The sequence below is a fragment of the Candidatus Nitrosopumilus sp. genome (genome assembly GCF_028278985.1).
In the GTDB taxonomy this organism is placed as follows: Archaea; Thermoproteota; Nitrososphaeria; order Nitrososphaerales; family Nitrosopumilaceae; genus Nitrosopumilus.
The window spans coordinates 17234-40191 of sequence record NZ_JANQTA010000022.1 but is presented as its reverse complement, the minus strand read 5'-3'; the positions used below and the strand labels follow the sequence as shown (position 1 = coordinate 40191).

Annotated in this window: 28 protein-coding genes and 1 tRNA gene; 14 read left to right on the top strand and 15 right to left on the bottom strand. The window is 32.1% G+C overall.

The genetic code is table 11. The features are described from left to right. Window positions 1-43: 43 nt before the first annotated feature. Both Q0941_RS07760 and Q0941_RS07755 read left to right on the top strand, forming a co-directional pair. Window positions 44-601: a hypothetical protein gene (locus tag Q0941_RS07760; RefSeq protein ID WP_299292709.1), complete on the top strand. Its 558-nt coding sequence runs from the start codon at window positions 44-46 to the stop codon at window positions 599-601. Window positions 602-634: 33 nt separating this feature from the next. After that, on the top strand, window positions 635-919 hold the full coding sequence (locus Q0941_RS07755; RefSeq protein WP_299292707.1) for a hypothetical protein: 285 nt from the start codon (window positions 635-637) through the stop codon (window positions 917-919). Here the strand turns inward: Q0941_RS07755 and Q0941_RS07750 are convergent. Continuing rightward, window positions 916-1137 (bottom strand): AN1-type zinc finger domain-containing protein, encoded by a 222-nt coding sequence (locus Q0941_RS07750; protein ID WP_299292705.1) that lies wholly within the window; start codon window positions 1135-1137, stop codon window positions 916-918. The two genes, Q0941_RS07755 and Q0941_RS07750, sit on opposite strands and share 4 nt — an antisense overlap. Window positions 1138-1246: 109 nt before the next feature. Between Q0941_RS07750 and Q0941_RS07745 the strand changes: the two genes are divergently transcribed. Beyond that, entirely contained in the window at window positions 1247-1987 is a 741-nt protein-coding gene (locus tag Q0941_RS07745; protein ID WP_299292703.1) for an SDR family oxidoreductase, read from the top strand. Between the two features lies 1 nt (window position 1988). After that, window positions 1989-3140 (top strand): FAD/NAD(P)-binding oxidoreductase, encoded by a 1152-nt coding sequence (locus Q0941_RS07740; protein ID WP_299292701.1) that lies wholly within the window; start codon window positions 1989-1991, stop codon window positions 3138-3140. On the opposite strand, the gene Q0941_RS07735 is transcribed toward Q0941_RS07740, so the two are convergent. Beyond that, entirely contained in the window at window positions 3137-3346 is a 210-nt protein-coding gene (locus Q0941_RS07735; protein ID WP_299292699.1) for a hypothetical protein, read from the bottom strand. The genes Q0941_RS07740 and Q0941_RS07735 overlap by 4 nt on opposite strands. Before the next feature lie 55 nt (window positions 3347-3401). On the opposite strand from Q0941_RS07735, the gene Q0941_RS07730 reads away from it, so the two are divergent. After that, a tRNA-Pro gene (locus Q0941_RS07730) sits at window positions 3402-3475 on the top strand. Here Q0941_RS07730 and Q0941_RS07725 read toward each other — a convergent pair. From Q0941_RS07725 to Q0941_RS07710, 4 genes are read right to left on the bottom strand one after another with little or no spacing between them, the layout of a single operon-like run. Next, window positions 3476-4237 carry an RIO1 family regulatory kinase/ATPase gene (locus Q0941_RS07725; RefSeq protein WP_299292697.1) on the bottom strand — a complete coding sequence of 254 codons (762 nt, stop codon included), beginning with the start codon at window positions 4235-4237 and terminating at the stop codon, window positions 3476-3478. It lies immediately after the preceding tRNA gene. Next, window positions 4212-5543, bottom strand: a complete 1332-nt coding sequence (gene cca, locus Q0941_RS07720; RefSeq protein WP_299292695.1) for a CCA tRNA nucleotidyltransferase — start codon at window positions 5541-5543, stop codon at window positions 4212-4214. Before cca ends, Q0941_RS07725 begins: the two co-directional genes overlap by 26 nt. Continuing rightward, complete coding sequence (thpR, locus tag Q0941_RS07715; RefSeq protein ID WP_299292693.1) at window positions 5540-5929, bottom strand: RNA 2',3'-cyclic phosphodiesterase; 390 nt, start codon at window positions 5927-5929, stop codon at window positions 5540-5542. Before thpR ends, cca begins: the two co-directional genes overlap by 4 nt. Before the next feature lie 26 nt (window positions 5930-5955). Then, window positions 5956-6078 (bottom strand): hypothetical protein, encoded by a 123-nt coding sequence (locus tag Q0941_RS07710; protein ID WP_299292691.1) that lies wholly within the window; start codon window positions 6076-6078, stop codon window positions 5956-5958. A gap of 71 nt (window positions 6079-6149) precedes the next feature. Here Q0941_RS07710 and Q0941_RS07705 point away from each other — a divergent pair, with 71 nt between their 5' ends. The 3 genes from Q0941_RS07705 (at window position 6150) to Q0941_RS07695 (ending at window position 7906) form a co-directional block, all read left to right on the top strand. Then, complete coding sequence (locus tag Q0941_RS07705; protein ID WP_299292689.1) at window positions 6150-6698, top strand: AAA family ATPase; 549 nt, start codon at window positions 6150-6152, stop codon at window positions 6696-6698. Further along, a complete protein-coding gene (locus Q0941_RS07700; protein ID WP_299292687.1) occupies window positions 6695-7105 on the top strand; it encodes an RNA-binding domain-containing protein in 411 nt (136 codons plus the stop codon). The genes Q0941_RS07705 and Q0941_RS07700 overlap by 4 nt, the downstream gene beginning before the upstream one ends. A gap of 69 nt (window positions 7106-7174) precedes the next feature. Then, a complete protein-coding gene (locus Q0941_RS07695; protein WP_299292685.1) occupies window positions 7175-7906 on the top strand; it encodes a hypothetical protein in 732 nt (243 codons plus the stop codon). Here the strand turns inward: Q0941_RS07695 and Q0941_RS07690 are convergent. From Q0941_RS07690 to Q0941_RS07670, 5 genes are read right to left on the bottom strand one after another with little or no spacing between them, the layout of a single operon-like run. Next, window positions 7901-8629, bottom strand: coding sequence for an NAD-dependent deacylase (locus Q0941_RS07690; RefSeq protein ID WP_299292683.1), 729 nt, complete (start codon window positions 8627-8629; stop codon window positions 7901-7903). The two genes, Q0941_RS07695 and Q0941_RS07690, sit on opposite strands and share 6 nt — an antisense overlap. Then, the gene (gene rnz, locus Q0941_RS07685) at window positions 8626-9525 is read right to left on the bottom strand and encodes a ribonuclease Z (protein WP_299292681.1); all 900 of its coding nucleotides are present in this window, start codon (window positions 9523-9525) and stop codon (window positions 8626-8628) included. The genes Q0941_RS07690 and rnz overlap by 4 nt, the downstream gene beginning before the upstream one ends. Next, entirely contained in the window at window positions 9522-10469 is a 948-nt protein-coding gene (locus Q0941_RS07680) for a DNA methyltransferase (RefSeq protein WP_299292679.1), read from the bottom strand. The genes rnz and Q0941_RS07680 overlap by 4 nt, the downstream gene beginning before the upstream one ends. After that, the gene (locus Q0941_RS07675) at window positions 10469-11347 is read right to left on the bottom strand and encodes a ribose-phosphate pyrophosphokinase (RefSeq protein ID WP_299292677.1); all 879 of its coding nucleotides are present in this window, start codon (window positions 11345-11347) and stop codon (window positions 10469-10471) included. Before Q0941_RS07675 ends, Q0941_RS07680 begins: the two co-directional genes overlap by 1 nt. Before the next feature lie 42 nt (window positions 11348-11389). Continuing rightward, complete coding sequence (locus Q0941_RS07670; RefSeq protein WP_299292675.1) at window positions 11390-13132, bottom strand: mechanosensitive ion channel domain-containing protein; 1743 nt, start codon at window positions 13130-13132, stop codon at window positions 11390-11392. 127 nt (window positions 13133-13259) lie between these two features. Between Q0941_RS07670 and Q0941_RS07665 the strand changes: the two genes are divergently transcribed. From Q0941_RS07665 to Q0941_RS07645, 5 genes are all read left to right on the top strand, one after another. Next, on the top strand, window positions 13260-14606 hold the full coding sequence (locus Q0941_RS07665; RefSeq protein ID WP_299292673.1) for a lysine 2,3-aminomutase: 1347 nt from the start codon (window positions 13260-13262) through the stop codon (window positions 14604-14606). Window positions 14607-14684: 78 nt separating this feature from the next. Then, window positions 14685-16130, top strand: coding sequence for a type I glutamate--ammonia ligase (glnA, locus tag Q0941_RS07660; protein ID WP_299292672.1), 1446 nt, complete (start codon window positions 14685-14687; stop codon window positions 16128-16130). 80 nt (window positions 16131-16210) lie between these two features. Beyond that, the gene (locus Q0941_RS07655) at window positions 16211-16867 is read left to right on the top strand and encodes a hypothetical protein (RefSeq protein ID WP_299292670.1); all 657 of its coding nucleotides are present in this window, start codon (window positions 16211-16213) and stop codon (window positions 16865-16867) included. 78 nt (window positions 16868-16945) lie between these two features. Continuing rightward, window positions 16946-17368 (top strand): universal stress protein, encoded by a 423-nt coding sequence (locus Q0941_RS07650; protein ID WP_299292668.1) that lies wholly within the window; start codon window positions 16946-16948, stop codon window positions 17366-17368. A gap of 101 nt (window positions 17369-17469) precedes the next feature. Continuing rightward, complete coding sequence (locus Q0941_RS07645) at window positions 17470-18624, top strand: J domain-containing protein (protein WP_299292666.1); 1155 nt, start codon at window positions 17470-17472, stop codon at window positions 18622-18624. On the opposite strand, the gene Q0941_RS07640 is transcribed toward Q0941_RS07645, so the two are convergent. From Q0941_RS07640 to Q0941_RS07630, 3 genes are all read right to left on the bottom strand, one after another. Then, the gene (locus Q0941_RS07640; RefSeq protein WP_299292665.1) at window positions 18621-20336 is read right to left on the bottom strand and encodes a HAMP domain-containing protein; all 1716 of its coding nucleotides are present in this window, start codon (window positions 20334-20336) and stop codon (window positions 18621-18623) included. The two genes, Q0941_RS07645 and Q0941_RS07640, sit on opposite strands and share 4 nt — an antisense overlap. A 178-nt stretch (window positions 20337-20514) precedes the next feature. Then, window positions 20515-20814 (bottom strand): ATP-binding protein, encoded by a 300-nt coding sequence (locus tag Q0941_RS07635; RefSeq protein WP_007402606.1) that lies wholly within the window; start codon window positions 20812-20814, stop codon window positions 20515-20517. A gap of 109 nt (window positions 20815-20923) precedes the next feature. Continuing rightward, window positions 20924-21529 carry a hypothetical protein gene (locus tag Q0941_RS07630; protein WP_299292662.1) on the bottom strand — a complete coding sequence of 202 codons (606 nt, stop codon included), beginning with the start codon at window positions 21527-21529 and terminating at the stop codon, window positions 20924-20926. Window positions 21530-21555: 26 nt separating this feature from the next. Here Q0941_RS07630 and Q0941_RS07625 point away from each other — a divergent pair, with 26 nt between their 5' ends. Continuing rightward, window positions 21556-22704: an aminotransferase class V-fold PLP-dependent enzyme gene (locus tag Q0941_RS07625; RefSeq protein WP_299292660.1), complete on the top strand. Its 1149-nt coding sequence runs from the start codon at window positions 21556-21558 to the stop codon at window positions 22702-22704. On the opposite strand, the gene Q0941_RS07620 is transcribed toward Q0941_RS07625, so the two are convergent. Further along, window positions 22699-22956, bottom strand: a complete 258-nt coding sequence (locus tag Q0941_RS07620; protein WP_299292658.1) for an Lrp/AsnC ligand binding domain-containing protein — start codon at window positions 22954-22956, stop codon at window positions 22699-22701. The two genes, Q0941_RS07625 and Q0941_RS07620, sit on opposite strands and share 6 nt — an antisense overlap. Between the last annotated feature and the right edge of the window lie 2 nt (window positions 22957-22958).

Sequence of the window (22958 nt, the reverse complement as noted above, 5' to 3'; positions counted from 1 at the left end):
AATCAAACACAAATACATCCAGCATTTAAGGATTAGGTAAGAAATGTCCGAATCAAATCAAATAGATATCCACTCTTTACATCATCTTGTTTTGCGAGAAACAGAAAATGACTCTATTTTAGAAATGGATCCTAGTTTTTACAGAAATCTCTCTGAATTCATTGGCAATTTACGAAAACAAGAATTTGATGGAGTTGAAAGTAAAATCAAAAATACTATGATTGAGATGGCATCCGAACTCACATCATTACTTATTCGTATTAGACTAGAAAAAATCACCAAATCTTCTGATGTTCAATTTGGAAATCTTCTTGATGAAGAAAAATTCATTCTAGATTCTCATGAAGAACAATCTGAAAGAATTGAAATGATTCTTTCAGCTACTATCAATGGAAAATCAAAATTTTTAGAATCATTATCTCAGAATCATAAAACAAAGAAAGTTGTTATCAGATTCCTCAAAGAAGTTGACGAATTAGTAGGTGCTGATCTTGAAAAATATGGTCCTTTTAAGACTGAAGATATTGCAACAATTCCATATGAAAATGCTCAGGCACTGATTTCAAAAAATATTGCAACCAAAGTGCGCTGGGAAGATTAGCTAGAAATTATACCTGAAATATTTTGATATTGTATGTCACATACAGGCGTAGATGTTATTGATTTTTTGTTTTACACAATATATCCAGTAATTGGTATTTTTGCTGTTGAAGGAGTTAGCAGAATTGTAAAACCACCTAAATGGATTAAACTATGGATTCAAGCAGCAGTTTCAATTGGATTTGGTGTTTACTATTGGTTTATTCTTCCAGCTCCACAAAATTTCCCGCTTACAGCTATGGTGATGTTTGCATTAGCAGTAGCTTTAATCTATCAAGGAAGACGTGCAAAAATTTCTCCAGATAAAAGCCCTTACTAGAATCTTCCAAAAATTCTACGTAAAATATTTGGTCTGTCTCTTCCTCCATCACGGATTACTTTTCTCTCTCCAAATCTTTTTGCTCTAATTTGACTGAGTTTTACGCATCTATGTTCTTCAGGAAGTCTATGTTCTGAACAAAATGGATCTTTGCAGTAATTACATTGGAATGGCATATCAGTTAAATCCCCACAATAAGCACATTTTTCAGACTGCATAATATTATTTGGAATTTTTCTTTTAATAAAGTTGCCAATGATTTCTTTACTTTTGGTTTTGTTTACTAAACATTTTTACGATGTTGGAATTAACTTTGATTGAGTAAAATTGATCAAAGATAAGGTTGCAATAATTACTGGTGCAAGTAGCGGCATTGGATATGCAACAGCCATGGCACTATCAAAAGCTGGTGCTAAAGTTGCAATCGGTGCTAGAAGAGTTGACCGATTAGAAGATTTGGCAAATAAAATTACTGAAAATGGTGGAGAAGTATTTTATCAAAAATTAGATGTTACACAAAGATCTGAATGTGATAATTTTGCAAAAGCTGTTTTAGAAAAGTGGGGCTCAATTGATATTCTTGTAAATAATGCAGGTTTGATGCCTCTAAGTTTCTTCAAGAATCTCAAAGTTGATGAATGGGACAGAATGATTGATGTCAACATTAAGGGAGTTTTGTATTGTACAGGCGCAGTTATCACTCACATGAAAGAGAAAAAATCAGGACACATTGTAAATCTCTCATCTGTTGCAGGAAGAATCGTTTTCCCAGCAGGTACTGTATATTGTGCAACTAAACATGCTATTGCAGCCTTTAGTGAAGGATTAAGACAGGAATTCAGTGTACGCTCTAACATTCGAGTTACTAGTATTGAACCTGGAGTTGTAGACACTGAACTAAATGACACAATTACAGATGAATCTCTAAAAGGATTTGTTGAAAATGCAAAGAAGATGGAAGCTTTACACGCTGAAGATATAGCAAATGCAATTCTATATGCAGTAGAAACACCTCATTACGTAAATGTCAATGAAGTATTGATTAGACCAACTACCCAAGAACGATAAGTTGACAGAAATTCCTCATGTTTTAATTTTAGGTGGAGGTTTTGGTGGACTTTCTACATCTACTGAAATTAGAAATTCATTATCGTCTGATCAAGTCAAAATCACTGTGATTGACAAAAAAGATTGGTTTATGGTAGGTTTTGCAAAGTTATGGATTCTAAATGGAAGTAGAACATTTGAAAATTCTATTGGTTCACTTCAAGAACTAGAAAAAAAAGAAATCAATTTCATTAAAGAAGAAATTACATCAATAGATTTAGAAAATAAAAATGTGAAAACCTCCAAGCAATCCATTTCATATGATTACTTGTTAATTTCATTAGGAGCTGTATTGGCACCAGAAAAAATTCCTGGATTGGTAGAACACGGTTTTAATTTGTATGATCACAATCAGCTCTTAGAAATTCGTAATAAATTAGAAAATATAGAGTCTGGAAAAATTGCAATCTCAATTATGGGAATGCCTTACAAATGCCCTCCTGCACCATTTGAGGCTAGTTTACTAATAGATTCCATGCTTAGAAAAATGGGAAAACGTGATTCAGTTGAAATTCATTTTTACAGTCCTGCACCAATTACTCTTCCCGCAGCAGGTCCTGAAGTAAGTAAACAAATTCTTGATTTGATTAATTCTGAAAGAATTACATTCCATAATTCTTCTAAGATTAAATCTGTTGAATCACAAAAACTAATTTTTGAAAATGGAGAAGATGATTTTGATTTACTTTTAGCTGTGCCTCCTCATATTGCTCCACAAGTAATCTATGATTCTAAACTAGCAAAAGAATCAGGATTTATCCCAATTGACAGAGATTGTAAGACAAGTTTTGAAAATGTCTATGCAGTAGGCGATGTAACAAGTTTAGTAGTGACAGAAACTGCTGCTGTTCCAAAAGCAGGTGTTTTTGCTGAAGGAGAAGGATTGGCAGTAGCAAAAAATATTATTGGAAAAATCCAAGGAATAGATGATTCAACATTATTTGATGGAAAGGGTGGATGTTTTATTGAATCTGGAAAAGATACTGCATCACTAATTGAAGTTGATATGTTTACAAATGAAAAACCTACAACTAATTTGACTGAATCAACGCCTGAAAATCTTTCAAAGAAACATGATTTTGAAAAAGAGAGATTAACAAAATGGTTAAGCTAATCAGATTCAGATTTTTCTTTTGTTAAATGTTCTAAAATTGCTTTAACTTCAATTCCTAAATCCTGAGTATCATTAGATAAATTCAGTTTTTCTTGAAGCTTACTTTTTGTATCTTCATCTTCAAGCTCAATTCTTCTTTTTTGAACACAATCAATATGATCTTGATCTGTTGCAGAAATCTTGTGACAAATATTACAAATTTTCATATCTCTAGTTTAGAATACGACGATTTAATAATTTCAACTTATGCCTCTGTCACAAGGGATTGTCGTCTAGCTTGGTATGATACTAGTCTGGGGGACTAGTGGTCGCAGGTTCAAATCCTGCCAATCCCATTATAATTTTAGAATTTTTAACAAATTCTCAAAACTTTCTCCAGTTTTCTCATTCTTGTAATTTTTCAAAGCTTTGATAATGGAATTCTTTGAGGGATTTTTGTAAATTTTTTGAACATTTTTTGCAATTCCTGAACCAATATAGATTGCCTGTGTAATTGAGGTTACATTTGATGGTCTACGCTCAGTACTCGAACTTTCAAAATCAATTAATGATGTTTTAGAATTTCCAACAATGACATGTTTTGAAATATTACTCAATTCTCCGTGATCAAAATTTAACATATCTAATTTGTAACAATCTTCTAAAATTTTTCTAATTGTAGTTTTTAGCTTTTTAGAACTACCAACACCTGATAACTGTTTAATCCATTCACTAATTTTAATTCCATCTAGATACTCCATTACAAGAAAATTTTTACTTGAATCAATCATTTTTGGGCCAACTCCAACAGTGTTTACTAATTTCAAAAATTTTGCTTCTTGTTTCATTTCATTTCTTTGTGAATCTATTCTTCTAATCTTTAGAGCAACAGGCTTACTTCCTCTTTTAGCAAGTACTACGACTCCAACATACCCTTTACCAAGAATTGCAATTTTTCCAATTGTAGTAGGACCTACTAAAGAAATTGATTTGATTTTTAGTTTTTCTAATTCAGTAATTCTTGACTTTAGTTGACGTGAAGTAGCTTTTGGATATCCAAGAATATCAGAATATGGCTCATTAACAAATTTTTTAATTGAAATGAAGGATTGCGCCATCAGTTGAAATCATTTCATTGATTGCCTCTTTAATTGATTTGCTGAAATTTTTACTTCCTTTAGAAATCTTAAATCCACGCTTAAAATCACTCTGAAGTCCCTTTGGAATGCCAGTTTGAAGATTATTTTTTAGAAAATCTACTAAAAATTTTTCAGCATTTGTAAATTTTCTCTTTTCTAATGAAATTATCTTTCTATCTTTTCCAACCCACATCAATTCTGTATTAGATAGATTCTTTGAAATGAAGCCTTTTGAACTGTCTTTTCTAAAGTATTCAGGACCATTTTTCTGATATGTTTTTGAAATTTCAGTATCTTCTAGTAAGAAGAACAAAAAGGCATCAGTTTTTTGATCGGTAAATGAATCACTTCTTATCACATTAAATCCTGCCAAGTCTAGTTGGGTGGATAATATGGCATTTGCTCGTTTAATTTGTCCCCAAATTACATCAGGACTTCTTGCTTTGTAAGCAAATTTTACTACCAAAATATTATTCCAATGTTTTTTTGTAATTGCAGTTTTTCTACTTTTGAAAAATTTTAATGATGGTTTTTCTTGAAAAGCACGTGCAGTTAGGACAAACTTACCAATATTTTCTTCAGAAATTGCAGCAGCTAAATTCCTATTCTTATCAATTGGATCTATAATTACAATTGGAGTATCAAATTTTTTTGTAGTTTTTCCAATCACTTGATTTTCTTTAATATCAGAGATTTGTTTAATCACATTTTCAAATGTTTTATAATTTAGAATTAAGACTTCAGAAATATATCCACTAAAACCCTGTTTTGCAATTTCAGTACCATAGATTTTGTTTGATTTTAAAAATTGTTTTAAAATTCTTACTTCATTTCGCATTTTTGATGTCAATGATTTTTTCATAAATTTTGTGTGAAATGGTGATCTATCAGCTGAACTTTTCCATTGTCCAATTTTTACATCATAAAATGGAACCACATTGATTTTTGTCTTTTTGATATTAGCCTCAACATATGGATGTTCAGAGTATCTTACGTATGGAGAAAATTTCTTTAATGCCTGAAATCCAATCTTTCTTGAAATTTTTTCAAATTTTTCTTCTGATGTTGATTTCTTAAATTTAATAAAAATATCAATATCAGCATCTTTTGGAAGCCATGTACCTTTTGCAAATGATCCCCCATATTCAATACCTAAAACATCTGGAAATTTTTTAATTTCATCTTCAACAAGCTTGAAAGCAGTTTCAGCAATAAGATCTTTAGAACTTGATTGGGATTTAGATGGAATTGTTGTTTTACTAACTTGAAATGTAATTTTCTTCAAATTGCTTTAACCTCCAACAAATCTGAATAGTTTGGTCCATCAGGTGTTAATTCACTTTTTTTCAATTTGATTCCTGTGACTGCTAATTTTCCAAATTCCATGGTTTCTTTTTCTTTCAATTCCTCCGTTATATCCCCGATCTTCTTTTTAATTCTAAAGACTGTCAAATGTGGTTTGAATGGTTTATCGGATGAAAAGCCCAGAGGTTCAAGTACATTTTCCACTTTTTTAGCCAAATCCACCATCAATTTTCCTCCTGTTTCTTCAGTTCCGACCCAAACTACTCTTGGAAATTTTGATTTTGGAAATGCCCCTACGCCTTTTAGGATTACATCAAATCTAGAAAATTCGATTGTCTTTAGTGCTGAAATTACTTTTTGAACCATTTCCTCTGAAATTTCTCCTAAAAATTCTAATGTAAAATGAAATTTTTTGATTCAACTGGTTTTGCATTGATGCTTAATTCTAATTGAAATTTTTTAATTGAATCAATTACTTGTTGATTAGTTATGTCTATAGCAACAAAGGTTCGCATATTGGATTCTTTGAAGTATGTTTATAATAATTTCCGGTAACTTCATAGACCAGATTACTTTTTCTCATGTATTGACGAAATTGATTGTATGCCTAACTGGAATGCCTGGAGCAGGTAAATCAACTATTGCTGATGGGCTAAAACTAAAAGGCTATGAAATAATTAACATGGGAAACGCAGTTAGAGAAGAAGCAAAGCGTAGAAACCTGGAACCCTCCCGTTCAAATCTTGGAAAATTAATGCTAGAACTGAGAGAAAAAAATGGGCCAGGAGCTGTTGTGGAACTAATTAAAAATCAAATTGAAAATTCTTCTTCAAATGTAATTTTAATTGATGGTATTCGCTCAAATGATGAAATTGATGTTCTTCGAAAATTTGGCAATGTCAAACTTTTAGCAATTCATGCATCTACAGATACTAGATTTGATTTTCTACAAAAACGTGGACGTTCAGATGATCCTCAAACCAAAGAACATTTCGAAGAACGAGACAACAGAGAATTAGGAGTTGGAATTAGTAATCCAATTGCATTATCTGATCATGCAATTACAAATATTGACTTGACAAAAGATGAACTAATTTCTTCTGCATATCTAATTATCCAAAGCTGGACAGAATGAAAATTCCATCGATTGCATGCAAAATTGAATTTTTTACTTCTATTAATCCTAGTGAAGATCCAGAAAAAATTATTCAATCAATATCCAACATTTTTCCAAACTCTGAAATAAAAAATGAAAAATTTTCTATTTCAGCAACTTCCGAATCTCTTTCATCATTTGAAAAAATCGTTGAATCAATTCATTCAAGACATTCTCAAAAAACATATAGAAAGCATTTTCAGAGAAATTTGGATGGCAATTCAACTTGGATCTATCTCAACAAGCAAGCAGCTTTTGCTCAAAAAGTAGCCATTTGTGAAGAGGCTGAGGAATCTCCCCTAGGTCCAATCAAAGTTATTCTTACTTCATCCCAGATTGATAGGATAATTGATTGGATTGCTTTTGGGGAAGAAGAAATTAGCTAAGAAAATTCAATCAATTTTGAGTATTTTTTTTAGTTCCAGTCTAAAATCCATTTTTTCTGATTATTTGAAATGTTCATAAAATTAGGCATAATTGCAGGCATCATTATTTTAGGTGGCATGGTATTTTCCAATGAAATTGACACTTTCTTTCCTACAACTTCTGCAACAGTAATTGATTCTATCAAAGATGATGTATCTAATATTGGCTCAAAAGCATCCGAATCTGTTGAAAAGAGAATAGATGAATCAGTTGATAAAATAGTTGACAAAACAACAGATTCCATCAAAAATGAAATTAGCGAAGCAGGAGATTCCATCAAAAATGAAATTAGCGAAGCAGGAGATTCTTCTAAAAAAATAATTTCTGAAGAAGTTTCAAATTTTGATCCTTTAGAAACTATTCAAAATTTCTTTGAGGGAGGAACAAACTCCAAAGGAACTCCTAGTTCAAATCCTCCAACACCAACTTCGACTCCAATTCCTTTGAATACTCCATTAGTTTATGAAACACTATCTCTAACAACAAAACAAAGTACAGATGAAAATATTCTATTATCCTATGAAGACTCTAGTGGAAAAACGAAAAGTGTTAGTGTAGTTTTAAGAACTGATCAACAAGAACTTTTTTCTGGAACATTTTTTACTTCTGATTTTGAAACTATAATTAACGATTCTACCGGAATTCCATATTTCATTGATATGGTAGTTGAACATGAAGAGTATGGAATAGTCTCATCATCGGTTTTCAATCCTGGAGATAATTCAGATACTAACATTAACGGAATATTTTCACAATCATAATTTTTTATAAATTGAAACTAGTTGTGGTAATGAAATTGCACTAGTATTTTTTATTGTTAAATCCATCTGAGATGACATTTCTGTATCTTCAGGGTTTACTTCAATTAGAAATGCATTATTTTGTTTTGCATAAATTGGTAATGTGTTAGCAGGAGAAACAACTAATGAAGTTCCAGCTATTACCATTAAATCGCATTGATTTGCTAAAATCATCGCATTTTGCCATAATTCTTGATTGAGAGCCTCTCCAAACCAGACTACGTCTGGTCTCAAAATATTCCCACAAGTACATTTGGGCGGAACTTCTAAAATCTCATCAGCAATCTCTGTTTTAAAATCACAAACAGTGCATTTTATTTTGATTATACTTCCATGTAATTCTAGAACTCTTTTACTGCCTGCTTTTTGATGTAATCCATCAATATTTTGGGTTAATACAGTCACATCAACAAAATTTTCTAATTCTGCAATTGCTAAATGTCCATCATTTGGTTTTGCCTGAAAAATATTCTTCCTTCGGTCATTATACCACTCCCAAACAAGCTTGGGATTTTCATAAAATGCATCAATTGTAGCCAATTTCATTGCATCATAATTCCTCCACAGCCCGTCATTTCCTCTAAAAGTTGGAATTCCACTTTCTTGAGAAATTCCTGCACCTGTCACAAATACAATTTTTTTTGCTTCTAGTAATTTATTTTTGATAGATTCAAAGGCATTCATTTGATCTCTATTTCCAAAAGATCTTTTGCTGTAATTACTGAATCATGTACTTCTGAAGCCTCTTGCATATGACCAGTTTCATCTTTGTACCTTGCAGAAAAGTGTGTTAAAATTAGATTCTTTACATTTGCATTTTTTGCTAGTGTTGCAGCCTGCTTTGCAGTTGAATGACATGTATCTAGTGCCTTTTGATTTTCTTCATCTAAAAATGTTGAATCAAATACTAGGTAATCACAATCTTTGAAAAAAACTTCTAATTCTTTTGTAGGCATTGTATCTCCTGAAATTCCAATTTTTTTACCAGGACGTTCTTCTCCCAAAACCTGTTCAGGTTTGAAAATTTTATTATCTATTGAAATTTCTTTTCCATTTTGAAGCCTATTCCACAATTCTCCTTCGGGGATGCCTAGTGCTTTTGCTTTTTCAACATTAAATCTCCCAGGTTTGTTTTTTTCTTCAAATCTATATGAATAAGCTGTGATAGAATGATTTGCTTTTGAAACATACATAGAATATTTTGTGTCTTCAAAAATTTTTCCTTCTTTTATTGTATTAATTAAAACTGGAAATGATAAACCAAAATTCAAAACTTTGATGTTTGCTGCAATAAATTCCTCAATCCCACTTGGTCCAAAAATTTCTAATGTCTCTGTTCTTTTTTGCATTGACATTGTTTGCAATAGTCCTAAAATTCCTACACAATGATCTCCGTGTAAATGAGTAACAAAAATTTTCATTTTTTTATTCCAACCTAATCCAGATTTCATATAGGAAATTTGTGCAGCTTCCCCTGCATCGAACATGATTACTTCGCCCTCTCTTTCAAGACAAATACAAGAGAGTCCTCTATTTTCTGTTGGTTGTGCAGCTGATGTTCCCAAAAAAACTAATTTCATTTAATCAAAACTGTCCTTGTCAAGCTTTTATGCCTATAGATTTCATATTTTTTGAATCCGTCCAATTTCAGCCCTTCTCCTAATTCTTTTTTGAACATTATCGCAAATCTCTTCTTTTTTGGAATAATTGACAGTAATTCTTTTAGCAAATTTTTGGGATCTTTTGTTGTTTTTGAGTTTCTACCGTAGGGTAAATCAGTCACAATTCCTTGGAATTCATTAGCAATTTCAGTCAATTTGTGGAAATCATCCTGAATTATTTTTGATTTGTAGTTATTTGCTTTGATATTGCCTTTAGAAATTTCACACATTTCTTTATTGAAATCTATGCCGATTCCTTTAATTTTCATTAACTCTGCCTCTAAGAGAGTGGTTCCTGTGCCGCAGAATGGATCACATACTGTTTGGCCTTCCTTTAATCCAATCAAATTAAGCATCACTCTTGCTAACTTCCAATCTAATTCATTAGGATGGTTTTTCACTTTTTTTGGCCTGTCCTTATCTTTGCTCTTTTTAGAAAAACCAAAGAAATTCTCTTTATCAGTAAAAATTAAGTAAACTATGATATCAGGATTGTCAAACTTTACTTTAGCTTTTGAAAATTTTGAAATCATGTCTCCCATAGAGCTTTCCAATTCTTGAATGTTAAACTGATTTGAAGATAAATTAATTATTCTACAAACAAATGTTTTTGCATTTTTTAGCACTTCAAATTTTTCTTCATTAAGAAATAATCCCGACATTTTTCTTAATATTTGTCCTGACGTTTTAACAAAAGTTGCACGTTGTGCAATTTTTTCCCAATTAGTTTTTGATTGAATAATTATTAAGTTTGAGATTATTTTTATTTTAGAAAATCGATCATACATTTTTGCTATTGCAACTATTTCATCTGTTGCTAATTCTAATTGTTCTTTACTTAAAACAAAAAAACTTTCTGGCATTATACTATTGCCTTTGCAATTGAATTAGAAATATCAACTATTGATGTTTTTCCTGGGATTGTGTTTGCACTAATAATTTTTGAAACTCCAGCTTTTCTAATTTTTTTATCTGCATCATTCATTAAGAGAGCATGTGTGCATGCAACAAAAATTTTTTTACATTTTTGTTTTTTAAGAAATTGTGTTGCCTTTACAATACTTCCTCCAGTACTAATCATATCATCAACTAAAATTAGATCTCTACCAATTACTTCAGTTGCATTTTTTGTTTTGATCTCAACTTTTCCACTTTTTCTATCACGCTTTTTCTCTAGTGCAATAAACTCTGAACCTAATTCTTTAGCAAACTCCGCAGCTCTTTCTTTTCCACCCTGATCTGGCGAAACTACAAGAGGTTCTTTTAGCCTCATTTTCTTGAAATATCTTACTAAATCAGGAATTGCACTGATATTTTTGGTCTTAAACTTGAAGTGTTTGAGCCCAATCAAACTGTGAATATCAACTGCTACAATCTCTGATGCTCCTGCTCCTTTGAACAATTTTGCCAGAACTTTCATTGTGACAATTTCTCCAGGTAAAAATTCTCTATCTTGTCTAGCATACCCCATGTATGGAATGACTGCTGTCACTTTTGAAGAAGTTTCTCTTGCTTTAGCAATTAGTGATAGGGCATGAAGTAGATTTGTATCGACTGGTGGAAAAATTGATTGAACTACAATAGATCTTTTTTTGGAAATTTTTCCTGATAGGGTAATTTTTGATTCACCATCAGGAAAGACTCGTATCTCAGATTTTACATAATTGGCACCAATCTTTCTTGAAACCTTTTTTGCTAAATCTTCAGTTGTGTTTCCAGAAATTACAGAAATATTCTTCAATACAAAATTGTGGTTTGTTGGGTTTCTTAAGTTTTGAGAAACCTACTCGTCTTCTCCACTACCGCGACCAATATCGCCGGTTCCAAACTCATCAATGACTCTTTCTCTTTCTTCTGTAAGTTTGTCAATTTCCTCTTGCTCACGTTTCTCATCTCCTTGGTATACAGTTCGAATTGGCCATGGAATTCTAATATCATATCGCTTGAATTCTTCATACATGATGATTCTAAGGTCTGTTTTAGTTTTGAATTGAGCTCCATAATCTCTGACATAAACCCATAACGAAAAATCTAGTGCAGAATCATTGAACTGATTAAATCTTACAACTGGTTGATTAATGTCAACATGAATGTCTTTGTCACATCCACAACTTGGTTTATTTTTCTCTAGATATGGACATCTCCTTTGTCTAATTAGATGTCTACCTTTGCTATCCACAACTTCTTTCATAGCACGTTTTCCAACTTTAACAAGAATTGCAGAAACCTGTTTTGGATCATTAAGATAAGAAACACCCACATCAACAACAGCAGGTACCATCTTTACACCCTGAGTGTAGTTAACAATTTGAGCACTGACTAATTGTCTGGTAGGAATTATGGCCATTGATTCGTTTAATGCATCTCTAACATATGTGACTCTAGGCGTGATTTTATGTACATATCCATTGTAACCCGTATCTAATTTTACACGTTCACCTTCAACGAAAATTTTGTCTTTTCTAATGAAAATATATGCAAAATAATTCTGCATGGTTTCTTGCAAAGCTAATCCTAAACCAATGGCTAAACCTCCTGTAGCTGTAGCCAAAACTATCAAATCTACTCCCCACCATGCAACAACTCCCAAAATTGTTGCAATAAAAATTCCTATTGGAAGAATTTGTTTTGCTGATTTTGGAATACCTTCTCTTTTTTTCTTTGCATAACCAGGTGGACGATGACTTGGAATAATTGGTTCAAATCCATGAGTTCTCTTCTCTTCTCTCCAAACATCAATTGGGAAAATCTCATCAGGTTTTGCTCCAGGTCTTAATTTTCTTCCTGATTGATTATTTCCAGAAACACAATTTTCAAAATATTTTCCATATTTTGTTCTTTCAGATTTTTTCCATTCTTCAAATGGTTCATCAACTAATTTCTCATATCCTCCAATTGGATTTCCTTTAATCGTTCTAAAATTCTCTAAATATTCTTGGCCTTCTGGCGTCTTTAATTTCTCCTCAAATTCTGCTTCATCAATCTCATCCGGTCTAATTTTAGGTGGAACCCATTTGTACAATTTATGAAACAAGTCTCCATCATCGTCGATAAATCCACGCAATTCAAACCATCCATCAAAGTCCTCTTTTTCCAAACTTGATTTATCACGTTTTGTCAGGGCTATAGGAACTAGATGAGATATTGTATATCCAATAACTAGAATATTGAAGGTATTCAGAATTTTTGCAAATGTTTCTTCAGCAGATACATGTTCATCTCCTACTATTGTTAGATCTTCTCCAAGTAAGACACCTGTTTGAATATGTACATTAATTGCAGTAATTAATGCAATAGCAAAAAACGGAAGGACAGCTCTTCTTACAAATCTAGACAAATGTGGTCTAGAATAGTAGATCTTTCGTGTTCCAACCCATGATGAAAATTTTGTATAACCAATTACGATTCCAATAATTCCAACTATCATTACCAAGAAAGCCATTTGCAAGGCTTCTGACGATGCTAATAATTGAGAAACTGTTTCAAATTCTCCTACTGAAATTTGTGATAATTCTTCTTCAGCCATTTCAAATCACTATTTTACTCCAATTCATGTACTAGAATACAAACCTTAAGCCATATTATCATTATTTAGAAAATTTGTGCGTAGTGAGCCTGTAACCTTTAACAAGGGTAAACGTACTATTTTCTAAATGACCTATCAGGAATCAGTTTGGGATGAATCTCCATCTTTAAAATCATATACTTTAGCAAACTTTAGAGATATTCCACAAATTGAAAAACTTCCTGAAGAAAAAAAATTTGAAATGGAAGTTGTTGGAAATGTTCTTCCTTTCAAAGCAAACAATTACGTTGTTGAACAATTAATTGACTGGGAAAAAATTCCAACTGATTCAATGTATGTTCTAACATTTCCTCAAAAAGGAATGTTAAAACCAGAACATTACAAGTTAATGGAAGCAACACTGCAAAAAACTTCTGATAAAAAAGAAATTGCAGAAGTTGCAAATCAAATTCGTTTACAATTAAATCCACATCCTGCTGGACAAATGGAACTTAATGTTCCAACTCTTAATGATGGAACAAAATTATATGGAATGCAACATAAATACAAAGAAACATGTTTGTTTTTCCCCAGTCAAAGTCAAACATGTCATGCATATTGTAGTTTTTGTTTTAGGTGGCCACAATTTGTTGGAATGGATGAGATGAAATTTGCAATGCAAGAAGGACAACAACTTGTTCAATACGTTTCTGAGCATCCAGAAATTACTGATATTCTCTTTACTGGTGGAGATCCAATGATTATGAAAGCAAAGATTTTCTCAAAATATATTGATACACTAATTGAAGCAAAACTTCCAAATCTTAGAACAATAAGAATTGGAACAAAAGCATTATCATATTGGCCTTACAAATTTTTGACAGATTCTGATTCTCAAGAAATGCTAGAAACTTTTACAAAAATTACTGATAGTGGTTTACATCTTGCATTCATGGCCCACTTTAATCACTTAAACGAATTATCAACACCTGCAGTCAAAGCTGCTATCAAAGAAGTAAGAAAGACTGGAGCTCAAATTAGAACACAATCACCTCTCTTAGCTCACATCAATGACGATGCTGAAATGTGGGCAGAAATGTGGAGAAAACAGGTTCAACTAGGTTGTATTCCATATTACATGTTTGTTGTAAGAGATACAGGAGCCCAACATTACTTTGGCGTCCCTCTGGTGAGGGCATATGAAATCTTCATCAAAGCATATTCCTCAGTAAGTGGTTTAGCTAGAACTGTCAGAGGTCCAAGTATGTCTGCAACACCTGGCAAAGTCCAAGTTGTAGGTACTACTGAACTTAATGGGGAAAAATTACTGATATTGAGATTTTTACAGGGAAGAAACCCAGATTGGGCCCACAAACCATTCTTTGCAAAATATGATGAAAATGCAATTTGGTTAGATGATCTTAAACCTGCATCAGGTGAAAAATTCTTTTTCGAAGAAGAATTAGAACAATTCAAAGCATCAAAGACCAAATAATCTTATAATTTCCCTGACTATATTGACAAATCTATCTTACTAGATAGCATTAGTAAATTAATTTTCTAAAATGTATAGTTGAATTCAACCCAAGTCTTACAGACTATAAAAGATGAACAAATTTCATTTATTGATTTTTGGTTTGTAGACATTTTTGGAGAACTACATAATGTTGGAATGCCAAGTTATGCAATTGATGAAAATAGTTTCGTAAATGGTCTTGAAAAATTAGATGCAAGCTCCATTGTTGGTTTTAAATCAGTTAACAACTCTGATATGATTCTCATGCCAGATCCAAATTCGTTTAAAATTCTTCCACCCGATTATGATCCTGGACATAGAAAAAATGCTCGTATATTTTGTGATTTGTATGATGGAAGTACTTCTAAAGATTCTAGATATAACAGAGATTCAAGAAGTATCGCATTCAAAGCTTCTGAAAAATTAAAAGAATTAGGATTCACTCATACAAACTGGGGTCCAGAAATTGAATTTTTTGTATTTGATACAATCAATGTATATCCATCTCCATATGCTGCTACCCATTCTTATGGTGGTTCTGGCTACTCAATTGAATCAAAAGAATCCCCTTGGGCAAAAGGTAATGTCAGTACAGCAATTGATATCAAAGAGGGATACTATCCATCACAACCAAAAGATACTCTAGAAGGTTTTAGAAAAGATGTATGTGATGATTTGTATAATTATTTTTCAATCAAAATTGAAGCAGAACATCATGAAGTAGCAACATCTGGACAATGTGAGATTAATCTTGTCTATGATGAAATGATTGCTATGGCTGACAATGTAATTGGTGTAAAAAATTTAGTTAAAGTTAAGGCAAAAAGAAAAAACAAAGTTGCAACATTTATGCCAAAACCAATTTTTGGTGATAATGCATCTGCAATGCACACTCACCAAAGTCTCTGGAATGGTGATTCAAATGCAATGTATGATCAAGATGATGAACTAGCACAGATGAGTCAAACTGGAAGATACTATATTGGTGGAATTCTTAGTCATGCATCTGCTTTATGTGCAATTTCAAATCCTACCACAAATTCTTACAAACGATTAGTTCCTGGATTTGAAGCTCCAGTCAATGTGTGTTGGGGATTAGCAAATCGTTCAGCTGCAATTCGTGTTCCAATGTATAACAGAAATCAAGAAAAAAGTAAACGACTTGAATATAGAGTTCCTGATCCAACCGCTAATATCTATCTCTTAGAGGCAGCTTTACTCTTAGCAGGATTAGATGGAATTAAGAACAAAATTGATCCTGGTGATCCTATAGAAGAAAATGTCTACAAACTTACTGCTGAAAAGAAGCGTGAGTACAAAATTGGCTCATTACCTGTATCTCTGAAGGGTGCATTAGACTCACTTTCAAGTGATTCTTCCTTTTTAGAAGAGGTATTTACAAAAGATTTCCTTGATGTCTATTCTGAATTAAAATACAAAGAATATACTGCTTTTGCCCAAACTCCTACTGCTTGGGAAGTCTCAATGTATGCAGATGCATAGTTGGTACAAATATCAAAATTGAATAATTTTTTGATAAAATAGTAGAACGTTTTTAAAATCAAAAGCGATTTTTTTCTATATTGAAAATAAAGTACTTTGCATTGTTTCTTTTACTTGTACCTGGTTTTGTTGGAATAGCTCATGCTCATACAGTTGATGCTGTAGGAAATTATCGCGTTGAAATTGGTTGGATGAATGAACCTGTTGTTTCTGGTGAAACAAACGCAATTGAGTTTTTTGCTAGTCCATTAATTCCGTGTCCAGATATCCCTGAACCAATCAAGTGTGCTGAATCACAACCATTTCAAAATGGAGTTTCTGGATTAAAAAATACTGTAAAAATGAAATTGATTTACAAAGCCGATAGCATTACTCTTCCTTTAGTACCAGATCATAATACTCCGGGTAAATATTACGCATTTGTCAATCCTACTGTTTCAGGATTTTATCAGGCAAATGTTCTTGGTACAATTGAAGAAACACCAATCAGTCTATCAATGCATCCTCCTAAAGTTGCTGAGCGTTCTTACATTGAATTTCCTGAACCAGCTGATCTAACAGTTACTCAAATAATTGATGGACATACTGCTCTTATTTCTGATATCAATGATCTAAAAGAATCGGTCAAGAATCTTGAAAATTCGAAATCACAAATGGATGTAGGCTATATTGGAATTGGAGTTGGAGTAATAGGAATTGCAATTGCTGTAGTAGCTTTAGCAAAATCAAAAAAATAATTTTCTAATTATCAATTATCAAAACCATTTTTGAAAATCATAATCGTTTCTTATATTGAGTTATTCGAGATTTTTTACATGGCAAAATTTAAAAAAATTCTTGTGCCTGTTGATGGTTCAGCAAACTCAACTAGAGGATTAGATAGAGCCATTGAAATTGCAAAAGGTAGCGATGCTGAAATCACTGGATTTTATGTATTTCATTTGCCACTAGCTGCTGGAATAAAATATACTAAAAAAATGAAAGATGAAGCTCAGAAAAAAGCTGTAAAGGCAATTGGCCCAGCAATGAACAGAGTTCAAAAGGCAGGTGCAAAATTCAGTTACAAAACTGGTGGTGGAAACACTGGTTCTGAAATTGTCAAATTTGCTAAAAAAGGAAATTTTGACATGGTTGTGATTGGTGCAAGAGGTTTGGGTGCAACTAAAGAAACATTTCTAGGAAGTACATCCAATTATGTTATGCATAAAACCAACATTCCGGTTCTAATTGTAAAGTAGCATTTAGATTCACTCTTTTCTTTTCATATCCTTGATATTCAGTATTTCAATAAGATACAAGTATAGGAAATAAGAAAAATTAATTTTATTGGGGAAAGGCGATGGTTGAGAGTAATTACGATATTTTGGGAATTGTAGAAGGATCTACTGAAAAAGAAATCCGAGATGCATTTAGACGACTTGCCCTTCAATTTCATGCTGATCGTGGTGGTGAGAATGAACAATTTATCAAAATTAAACAAGCTTATGAGGATCTCAAAATTGGGAAAAAATATCCTGAAACAGATGTTGAAAAAATAAAAAATTCTAGGGTTTACACAGGAGATTCAGAAGCTGATGTAAGGAGGAAAAATCAGATTCTAGGACAACAGCTTTCAAAAGAAATGAAAACTGCAGAAGAATGGGCTGCAGCGTTAAACCGAGCAAATTCAACTGCAACAAGATTATTTGGTTCAAAAACTCTTGGTGAAATTGAATTAGAACGAAAAGCTAATGGTGCATTATCAATTAAAGGAAATTTTATGGCAGGAAGTCTGAGATATGATGGTCCAATAATCATGCAAGGAAGTATTACTAGTCCATCATGGACAAAAGAATTTCAAACTAACATTCATCTAACAAAAGGTGATTTCAAATTTGTTGATCCGGTTGAAAACAAATACAGAATTGATAATGGTGCAAGAATTGTTGCTGATCAAGGAAATATCGTTGTTGGAAATATTTTTGGAAGAAAGTTCAGAGTTGAAGATCCGGAAGGAAGAGTAGGAATTTACCAAATTCAAGAACATAGAACTTTTGTTTCTGCACCTAAAGGAAAAATTGTTGCAGAAAATGTTGTTAATACTGTTTCTTTAGACGCTGACAGCATAATTGTTCTAAATGTTGAAGATGATGTGCAAATAACTGCACGTGAAATATTGTTTTATGGTGAAAAATTAACTTATGATTCTGTAATCAATCTAAAAGAAGGTGGAACCATCAGATTTTTTGCAACCTTCTCAATTCAAGGTTTAAGCGGAGATGCAATTGTCCAACTTGAAAATGGAAAGAAAATTAGATTATTTGATTTGAAAACAAAGAAAATCAAAGATTTAGCAGATGAATTTGTGCCTGAAAAGCAAAATTTCAACAAAGATGCAACTATGGTTGGTCATGGATTTACCATTACATATGACATGCTAAACAATCTATCAAAGAAACCAACTAAAAAACAAAAGAGCAGTTGGGCATCCAAATTTGGTTTTTCTAAAAATTAGTTACTAGTATTTTCTGGTTTTCTTCTCACTTCAAAAATTTCATAACCATATTTTTGTTTCATTTCTATTATACATAATTCTGTAAAAGCATATTCAGGCATATCTTTTAGAGATTCATAGAGATTTATTCCAACTACTAGGCTATTTTTAGGACATAATGAATTGATTTTAAAGCATCGATTAACTGTAGGTCCAAAAATATCTGCAATATTTGATGTTGCACTTTCAGCAACTTTTACTGAACCATATGTTGCACTAATCTTGTAATTTAATTCTGGAAGATTCTTTGCAGCTAATTCTTGTTTTAAATTCTCATGATTATCAAGCATTGACAAGCAGCATTCTACAACATTTTTCATGGCTACTGAATCATGTGGTTTTATATCAGAAAATCTAAACATCAATGCATCTCCAATACTCTTAACGACTTCACCATTATGTTCTCGAATGATTTTTGCCATAAAATTTAAGAAAATTTCGTACATTTTACTAAATTCTTCTTCTGAAAGTTCTGCAGAGATTTTTGTAGAATCTTTCATGTCAATTACTCCTACACAATCATTTTGAGCATGTTGAGAAAATTTCAACAATATTTCTTCTTGTTGTTTGATAACATCTTCTTTTTCCTTAATTTCAATTAAAGAGTCTTGCAGCTTTTGTGCCATGGAATCAAATGCGTTAGATAGCTCACCAATCTCATCTCTTGTTTTGATATTTGTTCTAACATCAAAATTCCCACTAGCAATCTTATTTGCAGCATTTTTTAGCTTGTTTAATGGCCTTGAAAGAGACTTTGAAATTACAAAGGCAACACCTCCCATACCAATGGTAATAACTATTCCAGTAAGCATAATCCTATCTTCCAATACTCCTATGGGTTTTGCAACTTCTGCTTCATCAATTTCTGCAAGCAAAACTATTCCCAAATCTTTGGCACAGTAAGATGAACCATAAATTGGAATTCCTCTATAGTCATCGTATAGTCCTAAGTGCTCTTCTCCTTCAATGAAACATTTCTGAACTCCAAGTGTATCTACTTTAATTTGAAAAACTGCATCTTCAATAAATCTAGATTCAGATAGCATTTCAAATTTTTCATTTACAATATACACTTCTCCAGTTTCACCTAATCCACTTCTATTGATCAAAATATTGTCTATAGCAGCTGTTCTCATTCTTGAAATGATTACTCCAATTGGTTCATCACCAAATTTACTGTCTTCAGCATAAATTGGAGATACAACAATCATCTTTTTGCCACCCGTACTGGGTTCAAAGTCAATATATGATTCAGTTAATCCTCTTTGGAACATTGGGTTATCTGAAAAATTTTCATTCTTTACTCCTACCAAGGAAAAAAATACATTTCCATTTGCACCCACAATCTTAACATCTTCAAATCCTATTGAGAATCCAATTAGTTCTTGGAAAGCTTGAACTTGAATTAGAAAATCTCTTCTGTTGTTGTCTTTTACTTCCTTGAATTCCTCATCAGTAATTTGATTCATTTCTGAAACTAGAATCTGAATCATTGGGTCATTTGCTAGAATATTGTTTTGTTCAACACGTGATTCAAATAATAGTCGTAGAGTTTCACCTCTCACAGTGGATTCTCCTATCAGTTGTTCTGAAGCTCTTTCTGTAAGAATTTGATCAGCATAATTAAAACTCAAAATTCCTGTAATAGTTAAGGCAACAACCGAAACTATCATTACTAAAAAAATGAGTTTTCTATCTAAATTAAATGAGATTGACAATTTACTTCTTCTACGGCAACTAGATTTTAAAGAATTGATATTTACACCTTAAAGTAATTCTTCGATTTGATAATGATGTGTGCCTAGTTAATTTTAGGAGAAAAATAATAAAAAGAAATTAAAAAGAACTAATCTAATCGATTAATTCAGTCCAACCTTTGACGAAGACTGAGTTCTTGTAGAGTGGAACTGGTTGTCCAACAGTAAAGTCCATTGGTCTCATCCAGAAGATTGCTTTTGTTGGGCATACACCGATGCATGCACCGTCAGAAATACATCTCTCTGGGTAGAAAACAAATGCTTTACCTCTCTTCCAGCCTTCAACTGGTTTTACTCTAAGGACATCTGGACCTAATGTTGTACAGATTTCTACACATAGTGCACATCCGATACACATTTGTTCGCTGATGTCTGGAATAATTCCTACTGGCATAACAAAATTAAATCCTAATCCGACATTAATATAATTTACCTAGATTTTTGGAGTTATAACGGCGTTTGAAATTTTATAACGGCGTTTGAAAATTGATCGCATTTTAGAATTATTTACCGATCAAAAATTTTTCAGAATTACTCTTCCCTAATCTTGACAAAATCAATTGGTTATTCACTTTTTTGGCATAAAACATACTAGTTTGAGATGATTTTACTAGTTGTTTTCCACCTGGAGCTAATACCCACTCTTCATTTTCTTTTTTTCTCACCATTGCAGTAATGATTACAGATGAATTAACTTGCTTACCTACTGAAGATAAGAGCATCAAACTAGAATTTACAAATCTTACAGAGTCCAAGTTATCAAACATGTTGTAAATTCCATTTAGTGAGTCAATAACTATCAAAAATTTTTCTTTGGATGCTTTAGATATAACTTCAGTAAAGGTTTCATTCCAATTATCTTTGGTAGGTTGCATTATTGTTATGTTGTCTTTCTTTTCTATCATTCCAGATTTTACATATCCTGAATATAGAAAATCCAAATCAACAAAAATTATTGGAAAATCAATTGAATTTACCAAGTGAATTAGAAATTCAGCTTTGTTAAATGGTTCAGAACATACAACCAAACTTGGAACATTATTTTCAAATTCCTTTTTAATCAAATTCAAGTCTGCTGTGATAATTTTCTCAGGATTTTTATCCAACACAATCTAAGAATTCTACAGATATAATAATGAATTTTAACTCAAATGATATTTCTGATGATTTCCCAAATTCTGGAAAAATCTATCTAAATAATGCATCAGTTTCTTTGATGCCTTTACAAAGCATTGATGCAATGAAAGAATTTCTAATTAATTATAATTCTCTTGGACCTGACTCTAAGGAATCTGAACCATTCATAACAGAAAAATTAAGAAATGTTAGAACTTCAATCTCTAAAATTCTTAATTGCCAGCCTGATGAAATTGTTCTTACCCAAAGTACTACTGATGGAATCAACTTTGTTGCAAATGGTCTATCTTTCTATAATGATTCTAACATTGTAATTAGAGGAATGACTCATGAACATCATGCAAATTTTTACCCTTGGCTTAAACTAGGAAATAGGATTTCAATCAAAAATCTTCCAATTGACAAAGATGGATTATTTACAATGGAGCAATTAGAGGATCTAGTCGATAAGAATACTAGTCTTGTTGCTTTGAGTCATGCATTATACAATACTGGAGCAATTTTACCCGTAAATGAAATTGGAAAAATTCTAGAAGATACTCCGTATTTTATTGACAGTGCTCAAACTATAGGCTGTATTGGCGAGATGAACATATCTGACATAAAATGTAATTTCATGTCATTTAATGGATCAAAATGGCTTTGCGGTCCGATGGGAACTGGCTTGTTTTACTGTAATCGAAAATCAAGTGAGCTTTTAGAACCAACAACAATTGGGGGCGAATCTGCAATGTTATACGAAGAAAAAAATCTTGCATACAAAGAACTACCAGACAAATTTCAAACTGGATTTAGAAATTATGTTGGAATAGTTGGATTAGAATCTTCTGTAAATTATTTAATGAAATTTGGTCTGAACAATATTCGTCAAAAAAATCAACATCTATCATCTTTACTAAGAGAGGAATTATCAAAAATTCCAAAAATTATTTTGTATGGACCTGATGATCCTGAACAGCGAACTAGTATTATTTCATTCAACATTGAAAATGAAGAATCGCAGAACATTGTCGATAGACTTGAAAAACAAAATATTGTTTTAGCAGTTCGTGAAATAAACGAACAAAAAATTGTACGAGCGTCTCCTCACTTTTTCAATACGGAATCTGAAATGATGAAAGTAGTTGAAGCAATCAAAAATCTATAGATTTTCTTGTTCCTCAATAACCATCATGGTTAAAGTTGATTGTACCTTGCTAATTTTACGCACCTTATTTGTTATAATTCCACGTAGTCTTTCAGCATCATCTGATGATAATTTCAGCACGATATCATAGACACCGTAAACTCCCTGAACCTCATAGGTAATGTTTTCTTCAGCAAGAATTTGCTTTACTTCGTTGATGATTGATTCATCTGAACCCAAGTCAGAATTCAATAAAACATATGCAGTTGGCACAA

Excerpts from the sequence above, each read along its gene's own strand:
- Q0941_RS07760 (WP_299292709.1), top strand. The coding sequence starts at position 44 with ATGTCCGAATCAAATCAAATAGATATCCACTCTTTACATCATCTTGTT.
- Q0941_RS07755 (WP_299292707.1), top strand. The coding sequence starts at position 635 with ATGTCACATACAGGCGTAGATGTTATTGATTTTTTGTTTTACACAATA.
- Q0941_RS07750 (WP_299292705.1), bottom strand. The coding sequence starts at position 1,137 with ATGCAGTCTGAAAAATGTGCTTATTGTGGGGATTTAACTGATATGCCA.
- Q0941_RS07735 (WP_299292699.1), bottom strand. The coding sequence starts at position 3,346 with ATGAAAATTTGTAATATTTGTCACAAGATTTCTGCAACAGATCAAGAT.
- Q0941_RS07725 (WP_299292697.1), bottom strand. The coding sequence starts at position 4,237 with ATGGCGCAATCCTTCATTTCAATTAAAAAATTTGTTAATGAGCCATAT.
- thpR (WP_299292693.1), bottom strand. The coding sequence starts at position 5,929 with ATGGTTCAAAAAGTAATTTCAGCACTAAAGACAATCGAATTTTCTAGA.
- Q0941_RS07710 (WP_299292691.1), bottom strand. The coding sequence starts at position 6,078 with ATGCGAACCTTTGTTGCTATAGACATAACTAATCAACAAGTAATTGAT.
- Q0941_RS07700 (WP_299292687.1), top strand. The coding sequence starts at position 6,695 with ATGAAAATTCCATCGATTGCATGCAAAATTGAATTTTTTACTTCTATT.
- Q0941_RS07695 (WP_299292685.1), top strand. The coding sequence starts at position 7,175 with ATGTTCATAAAATTAGGCATAATTGCAGGCATCATTATTTTAGGTGGC.
- Q0941_RS07690 (WP_299292683.1), bottom strand. The coding sequence starts at position 8,629 with ATGAATGCCTTTGAATCTATCAAAAATAAATTACTAGAAGCAAAAAAA.
- rnz (WP_299292681.1), bottom strand. The coding sequence starts at position 9,525 with ATGAAATTAGTTTTTTTGGGAACATCAGCTGCACAACCAACAGAAAAT.
- Q0941_RS07680 (WP_299292679.1), bottom strand. The coding sequence starts at position 10,469 with ATGCCAGAAAGTTTTTTTGTTTTAAGTAAAGAACAATTAGAATTAGCA.
- Q0941_RS07670 (WP_299292675.1), bottom strand. The coding sequence starts at position 13,132 with ATGGCTGAAGAAGAATTATCACAAATTTCAGTAGGAGAATTTGAAACA.
- Q0941_RS07665 (WP_299292673.1), top strand. The coding sequence starts at position 13,260 with ATGACCTATCAGGAATCAGTTTGGGATGAATCTCCATCTTTAAAATCA.
- Q0941_RS07650 (WP_299292668.1), top strand. The coding sequence starts at position 16,946 with ATGGCAAAATTTAAAAAAATTCTTGTGCCTGTTGATGGTTCAGCAAAC.
- Q0941_RS07645 (WP_299292666.1), top strand. The coding sequence starts at position 17,470 with ATGGTTGAGAGTAATTACGATATTTTGGGAATTGTAGAAGGATCTACT.
- Q0941_RS07640 (WP_299292665.1), bottom strand. The coding sequence starts at position 20,336 with ATGATAGTTTCGGTTGTTGCCTTAACTATTACAGGAATTTTGAGTTTT.
- Q0941_RS07635 (WP_007402606.1), bottom strand. The coding sequence starts at position 20,814 with ATGCCAGTAGGAATTATTCCAGACATCAGCGAACAAATGTGTATCGGA.
- Q0941_RS07625 (WP_299292660.1), top strand. The coding sequence starts at position 21,556 with ATGAATTTTAACTCAAATGATATTTCTGATGATTTCCCAAATTCTGGA.